The 6,349-nt window shown below is 67.7% G+C and carries 5 protein-coding genes and 3 pseudogenes; 4 read left to right on the forward strand and 4 right to left on the reverse strand.

The features are described 5' to 3' along the window. Positions 1-66: 66 nt before the first annotated feature. The 4 genes from ACFWTC_RS38175 (at position 67) to ACFWTC_RS38190 (ending at position 3,331) form a co-directional block, all read left to right on the forward strand. Positions 67-555, forward strand: a complete 489-nt coding sequence (locus ACFWTC_RS38175; RefSeq protein WP_384075106.1) for a hypothetical protein — start codon at positions 67-69, stop codon at positions 553-555. Next, positions 548-1,450 (forward strand): hypothetical protein, encoded by a 903-nt coding sequence (locus ACFWTC_RS38180; protein ID WP_384030533.1) that lies wholly within the window; start codon positions 548-550, stop codon positions 1,448-1,450. Before ACFWTC_RS38175 ends, ACFWTC_RS38180 begins: the two co-directional genes overlap by 8 nt. Before the next feature lie 826 nt (positions 1,451-2,276). Further along, a complete protein-coding gene (locus ACFWTC_RS38185) occupies positions 2,277-2,522 on the forward strand; it encodes a hypothetical protein (RefSeq protein WP_383926839.1) in 246 nt (81 codons plus the stop codon). 455 nt (positions 2,523-2,977) lie between these two features. Beyond that, positions 2,978-3,331 (forward strand): cold-shock protein, encoded by a 354-nt coding sequence (locus ACFWTC_RS38190; protein WP_383926837.1) that lies wholly within the window; start codon positions 2,978-2,980, stop codon positions 3,329-3,331. Between the two features lie 1,098 nt (positions 3,332-4,429). Here ACFWTC_RS38190 and ACFWTC_RS38195 read toward each other — a convergent pair. The 4 genes and pseudogenes from ACFWTC_RS38195 to ACFWTC_RS38210 form a co-directional block, all read right to left on the reverse strand. Continuing rightward, positions 4,430-4,633, reverse strand: coding sequence for a cold-shock protein (locus ACFWTC_RS38195; protein ID WP_383926834.1), 204 nt, complete (start codon positions 4,631-4,633; stop codon positions 4,430-4,432). Between the two features lie 249 nt (positions 4,634-4,882). Continuing rightward, a pseudogene (locus ACFWTC_RS38200) lies at positions 4,883-5,128 on the reverse strand (MerR family transcriptional regulator); the annotation flags it as partial. After that, positions 5,129-6,075 (reverse strand): annotated as a pseudogene (locus tag ACFWTC_RS38205) (IS481 family transposase). A 63-nt stretch (positions 6,076-6,138) separates the two neighbouring features. Further along, positions 6,139-6,349 (reverse strand): annotated as a pseudogene (locus ACFWTC_RS38210) (hypothetical protein); the annotation flags it as partial.

The following is a 6,349-nucleotide window of genomic DNA, read 5'->3' on the forward strand; positions in this document are numbered from 1 at the left end:
TGAACGGGGCTATCCAGGACGGCTCCGACGCCGTGATCACACCAGCCACACCAAGATCATCTCACCGTGACCAGCAGTTACGGGACAAGCCTTAGTCGCGGCGTGGCGGCGCAAAAGGGGCGCGGCTGCTGCCCTCCTGGTTGGTTTGCAAAACCGACAGGACAGCGTCAACGCCTATTCGGCGACCACCATCACCCGGATGGCACGCACCCAGAGCGACGTCGCGAGCGTTTATGGAATATGACAACAGCACAGTTCCCCCTCTCCCTCAGCAGGACTGCAGAGGAAGATGGGCAGGGAGGCGGCTTTCACTCCGGGGTCACCCGGATCGGGAAGTGGATGTTCACTCCGCGCTCAACCGACTGCGGCGAGACCCAGGACGCAACGCTGGGACACGAAGGTGGGGAAATCGATCTTCGTTACTCCTCCTCGATCTTTGAGGACTTCCTCCATACGATGAGCCTGATCCAGGTCGAGTTCGGCAGTCGCTCGGGCAAGACGGCACCTTTCGCAACGGCTGTCGGCGAGTGCTCGGGTGGCAGCGCCCGTGTATGAGCCGTACGGATACCCGGACGTTCACGGCCTCCAACCCTGGGCGGACACCTCCGCGCTCTGGGGCTGGCCCGAGCACGTACAGCACCCCTCCCCTGAACAGCCTCTCGGAGCGCCCGGTACGGAGCATCGGCCGTGGGATCCGGCGGAGGAACTCGCCATCCTTCTCCAAGAAAGTGCTGCACTAGGGCAGCCGGAGCCCTCCACCCGAGTCAGCTTCGACGGCATCGATGAGGCAGCCGGCACCATCGGGTTCGTCGCAGGGCTACCGCACACCCCTACCGAACGTCCGCCCACACCACCGGCCAACGGACACCGCCGAAACCAGTCGAAGCCGCCGGTAACGACCCTGCTGCAAACGGGAAGTCTGTTCACCGCCGTGCTGGTCGCCGCCATCGCCGCTGTGGTGAGCATCTTCAGCGGGCTGGCCATCTGCGACGCCCTGCGCCACAGCGCCGCACCGCACACGGCCCGTGAAGTGGTCATCTGGTGGCCGCTGCTGATCTACGGCCCCTGGATGGTCGCCTCCCTGTCCATCCTCAGATCCGCTCTGCACCAGCGCCGCGCCCTCCATTCCTGGTCCATCGTGCTGTTGTTTTCCACCCTGGCCACACTTCTGTGCGTAGCCCAGGCACCCAGAACGATCACTGCGGGGGCAGCCTCTGCCCTTCCCGCCATCGCGGCACTGGCATGCTTCCAACAGCTGGTCCGCCAGATCACCCTCACGCGGCCGCCTCGCCAGACCACTCCACGACACCGAAACCCGACGCCCTCGGCCCCGGCTCAGATCAGGCAGACGGCCGCGGCCGGACGCAGCCCGGATAGGGTCTCCCCCGGCTACCCCGCGGTGGACAACAGGACTGTCCGCTCGCCGTCCCACAGTCACAGATTCGGGTAGGCCGCATACCGGTCGTACGCGTGGGGAAGTGCCAGTCGCTGTCACGGCCCCAGGCTCGGGCGATGGGCTGCGGTCACGGGGAGAGACGGCGGAGCCCGGATGCATCGGAACGCGGAGCGATGTCTCGCCGGCGGGGCGGGGGCTTCCTCCGATTGCCTGCTCGGCAAGGGCCAGGGATGTCCCGCAGGAGGGCTGGGCGCACGTGCGTACCGTCGGTGCTTTCTGGCCGGTTGACAGTCGTGTCATGGGCGAGATGAGTCGGCCCTCCAACAGCGGGAGGGGGAATCCGGGTGTTGCGTCACATCGTAAATGGCACTGTCGGACGACGTCCCACGTCGGTCGAGTTCCACACGGGCGGCGACCGTGAAGATCAGACGCGGTAGCAGCCGCCAAATTCCTGGCCAACCCGGTCCTTTCCCCCACGTCAAATGAGTGCTCGCCTGCACCTTTAAAACGAAGATCGAAAACGATAGTCACGGGCCGTACGCAGACTCAGCCCAACGGTCTACCCACCCTTGTCCCCACCAGCTAGCCCTGGACCCCGGCCACCGTAATGCGGCCCGGACCGCACCCCCGGGTCCGGTTGTTGCGGCACACCTGAGCAACGTGCAGTGAGCCACGGTCATGCCCGGCCCGGCAACTGAAGGCGTCGATTTCTGCGGCGTACGGGCTGCCGAGGTAACCAGTGTCGCGGCGGCCATGGGCTTTGTCCGCAGAGGGCTGGCGCACCCCGCACCTGGGCATACCTCGCTGAACCGCAGTCACAACGCGCTCCGGCGCCTCACACCCACGTCTACCACGAGAGGTCAGCAACATGGTGTACGAGATGACTCACGCTGAACGAATCCGGTACAGGCGGCGCCAGGACGCCGCCTACCAGGCAGGCGAAGACGCCGTCACCAACCTCCAAGCGGCGCTCGCGCTCGCAGACATGACCCTTCCCTCCCTGAGCAACGACGGGCCGGTAGCCGGCCACGGCTACGTCCGGCTCGGAGGATGCAACGCCGACTTCGCCAACCGGCTCGCCGAGGTCATCGCCGCAGGTGCCGATGCTACGCGGCGCCAACGGTGAACGGGAAGCGTCGTAGCGCCGCTCTTGCCTGCCAGGTGGACCACTGAAGGATGCGGCCGAGACTCTCTCCGCTTCAGCTTCACCCGGCGCCGTGCGATGTCGGGAACGTGGTCCAACAGCTGGATCGTGAATGCCGCAGTCACGTCTCGGGGCCGGTGCAGACCTGGGCGGTGACTGTGTGCGAGAGACCGAGACGACGCAGCCCGCTGGGGCAGGCAGCAGTGGGATCTACCCAGCCGACCTGACCCGGGAATGCCCCTCGCACGCATGCCGGCACCTCCCCCACCAGCCCGGGGATCCCGCTCCGGAGTCGTACTACGCGCCCGGCTCACACCGCCCGCCTCATCGGACCACGGTCACCGGCCAGACCCGGTTTGCGGCCCGCGCCCTCATCGGGCGAGCAGACCCACCCCGGGGCTGCCGACAAGACGCGCCGCTACGGCGCGTTGGCCGCCATGGGCGCCTGCCGACTGCAGTTCACACTGGGGTCCGCTGCTTCACGCCCCTGTTCGCGCCCTCCCCACCGGTGGAGATCGGGCGGACAGTATCGACTTCCGGATCCGACCCGAGCGGAGAGGGGAAGCGTGTCGCCTTGCGGCGTTGTGAAGTGGTTCGACCCTGACCGGGGCACCGGTCTCATCAGCCAGGAGGGTGCCGGACCTGACATTCAGGCAGAAGCCACGGCAATTCACGGAAGGGAACGCCGTCTGCGCCCGGGTGAGAAGGTCTTCTTCGACGTCACCCTGGACAGTGCGGGACAACGGGCCGACAACATCCACCGTCAGGTCCGCAGCGAGACCCCGCCCTGAACCCATCGCACACGGTGACCCTGCACCGGGGAGTCTTTCCGTCTCTGGTCAGCGGCGTCACGCGTCCCAGAGGCCTTCCCGTGCGAGCGCGGGCTGGGCACCTGCCCGGGCCCGGGCCGGGATCTGCCGGCACAGGACATCCAGGGGCCGCGTCGTCAGCGACCTCGGCATTGATCCACCGCTCAGCCGTGCAGTCCGTCCAGGCCCGGCAGACGCACCACACCGCGATCGGTATGGCCGGTGATCAGGACCGCCAGTAAGGTCAGGTACTCGCGCTGCAGGTCGCGGCGAAGTCGGCATCGTCACTGCCGCTGCACGGTCCGGGCCCGCCAGGACCGCGGGGCGCCCGTCGGCCAGAAGGACGTCCGTGGCATCGGCTGCTTGAATGACCGCTTTGAACTTCCTCGCATCGATCCGGGCGCGCAAGCCTTCCAGAAAGGTGACGATCCGGGCTCTCGCCCCCACGATCATCACGTGCGTTCATCGCTGTCTACGTGCCCGCCCGTTCATGGCCCTACGCCCACCAGACCAGCCCAACCGGAGGTACCGACGCAATGCGGCGCGAACAGCACCTGCCGCGCGGCCTCCCGCCGCTGCTCCCGCACTTGCCGCTTCTTCGGCAGCTGGTGAAAGGGGGCGTGCGGCGGAGTTCCCGCAGGACCACCCGTCCGAGCGCCGACGCGGGGCTCCGGTGGGGCGGCACCGACGGCTGCGGCCCTGCGCCCGCTGGGTTGAGGACGAGTCCTGCGCGGACGTAATCCCGCCATGCGGCGCTGGCGATCCCCTCGTTGACCCACCTGCTGCAAGCGGCACCGATCTGCTCTCCAGCGACAACCAAGCCCGGAGCATGGTGACATACAGCGATTTGGAGACCAGAGTCCTCCTGGTCAAAGCGGGGGAAGGTACCGAGGTCGCAATGGCCCACACCGCCGACGTCTACGGTCTCGTGCACGATAAGGGGCGACGCCCCCCGTGATGGAGCGTATCGGCGCGGCACGCCCGTCTCGACACAGACGAGGACCGCGCGTAGGTACGCGGCCCTCATCGCATGCGTGTCGACCAAGGCGATTGCGGTGCCCGCAGGCCGGTCGGGGAAGGTCAGGCCAGGCTGATGTTCTCGGCCTGGGGGCCCTTCTGGCCCTGGGTGACGTCGAACGTCACGGTCTGGCCCTCCTGGAGCTCGCGGAAGCCCGAGGAGTTGATCGCGGAGTAGTGGGCGAAGACGTCCGGGCCCCCGCCCTCCTGGGCGATGAAGCCGAAGCCCTTCTCCGCGTTGAACCACTTCACAGTTCCCGTAGCCATATCCATGCCTTCCAGCCGATGAACGCCCCCGCGACATGCGGAAGGCGGAGGTGATCGCCCTGGTTCCTGCGGCACAGCACAGCAAAACACCCACGCCCAAGGCGTGGGCAAAGGGAACTTCCGAACCACGACAGCTTGGACCCGACGCTACACGCCAGCACACCCCATCACCACGTGAAACGACCCGCACGCCGCACTCAACGGCGTACGTGCAGGGGACCCTCAGGTGCCCGGCGGGCGCGTACCGCCTCAGGCCGCGGCCGGCGAGTTCGCCGGACCGGCGGCACGACGGTGTTCGGCATTGATGCGCTGGGCCTCTTCGAGCTGGTCCTCGAGGATGACGATCCGGCAGGCCGCCTCGACCGGGGTCCCGTGGTCGACGAGTTCGCGGGCACGGGCCGCGATCCGCAGCTGGTAGCGGGAGTAGCGCCGGTGGCCACCGGCGGAGCGGAGCGGGGTGATCAGGCGCGCCTCGTCGATCGCACGGAGGAAGCCCTAGGTGTATTGCCCTGTGAGGTTGGGGACGCGGCTGGCGGGTGGTTTGCCTGCGAGTGTCCGCGGTGGTGATTGTAGGTGTGCAGCCAGCCGGGGAACGCGTCGCGTCGTTCCTGCTCTGACTGGTAGGGGCGGGCGTAGGCCCACTCCTCCAGCAGGGTGCGGTTGAGGCGTTCGACCTTGCCGTTGGTTTGTGGCCGGTAGGGCCGGGTTCGCTTGTGGGTGATCCCGGCCGCCGCCAGCATGTCGCGCCAGGCGTGGGACTTGTAGCAGGCTCCGTTGTCGGTCAGGACCCGCTCGACGGTGATCCCCACGCTCGTGAAGTAGGCCTGTGCCCGGGTCCAGAAGGCGGTGGCGGTTTCCTTCTTCTCGTCGGTCAGGATCTCGCTGTAGGCGAGGCGGGAGTGGTCGTCGACGGCGGTGTGGATGTAGCTGTAGCCCAGGCGGGGCCGTTTCTTGCGGCCGGCCTGGCGGCCCAGGATCTTGTGTCCGCCGCCGTCGGGAATGTTGCCCAGCTTCTTGATGTCGACGTGGACGAGTTCGCCCGGCTTCTCGCGTTCGTAGCGTCGTATGACGCGGCCGGTGGCCCGGTCCATGTGCGTCAGGCGGGCCAGCTTGAAGCGGGTCAGGACGCGGTGGACGGTGGAGGGCACCAGACGCAGCAGGTGGGCGATGCGAGCCGGTCCCCACCGGCGGGCGATGCGGACCTTGATGATCCGCCGTTCGGTGCGGGTCGGGGTCCGGCGCGGGCTGTGGTGCGGGCGTGAGGACCGGTCGTTCATGCCCGCCTCGCCGTGATCGCGGTAGCGGTCGGCCCACCGCTGGGCGGTGGTGGGTGAGACCTGGAACCGCTCGGCGGCCCGGCGCAGCGGCCAGCCGTCTACGACCACGCAACGGGCCAGGCGCAGGCGTCCGGTCTCGGTCAGGGGTGCATTACGGTGGGGCATGAGGGCCTTTCTGGTCGGTGTAGACGTCGCAATCCACACCGAACCCGGAAGGCCCTCACCCGTTCAAGAGGCCTCAGCCGAGACCTCGATCACCCGTCCACAACCTCCCGAGGCAATACACCTAGGAACCCGTTCGGCGACGGCGAGTTCGTCCCACTCGGCCCGTACCTCCGCCAACTGCCTGGCCAGCTGTTCTTCGAGTCCGTCCAGTTCCGCGCGCCGCACCGCGATTCGCTCCGACACCTCGGGATCCACCATGCACCGGATCGTAGAA

Origin of the sequence: Streptomyces sp. NPDC058619 (assembly GCF_042717785.1) — a bacterium.
In the GTDB taxonomy this organism is placed as follows: domain Bacteria; phylum Actinomycetota; class Actinomycetes; order Streptomycetales; family Streptomycetaceae; genus Streptomyces.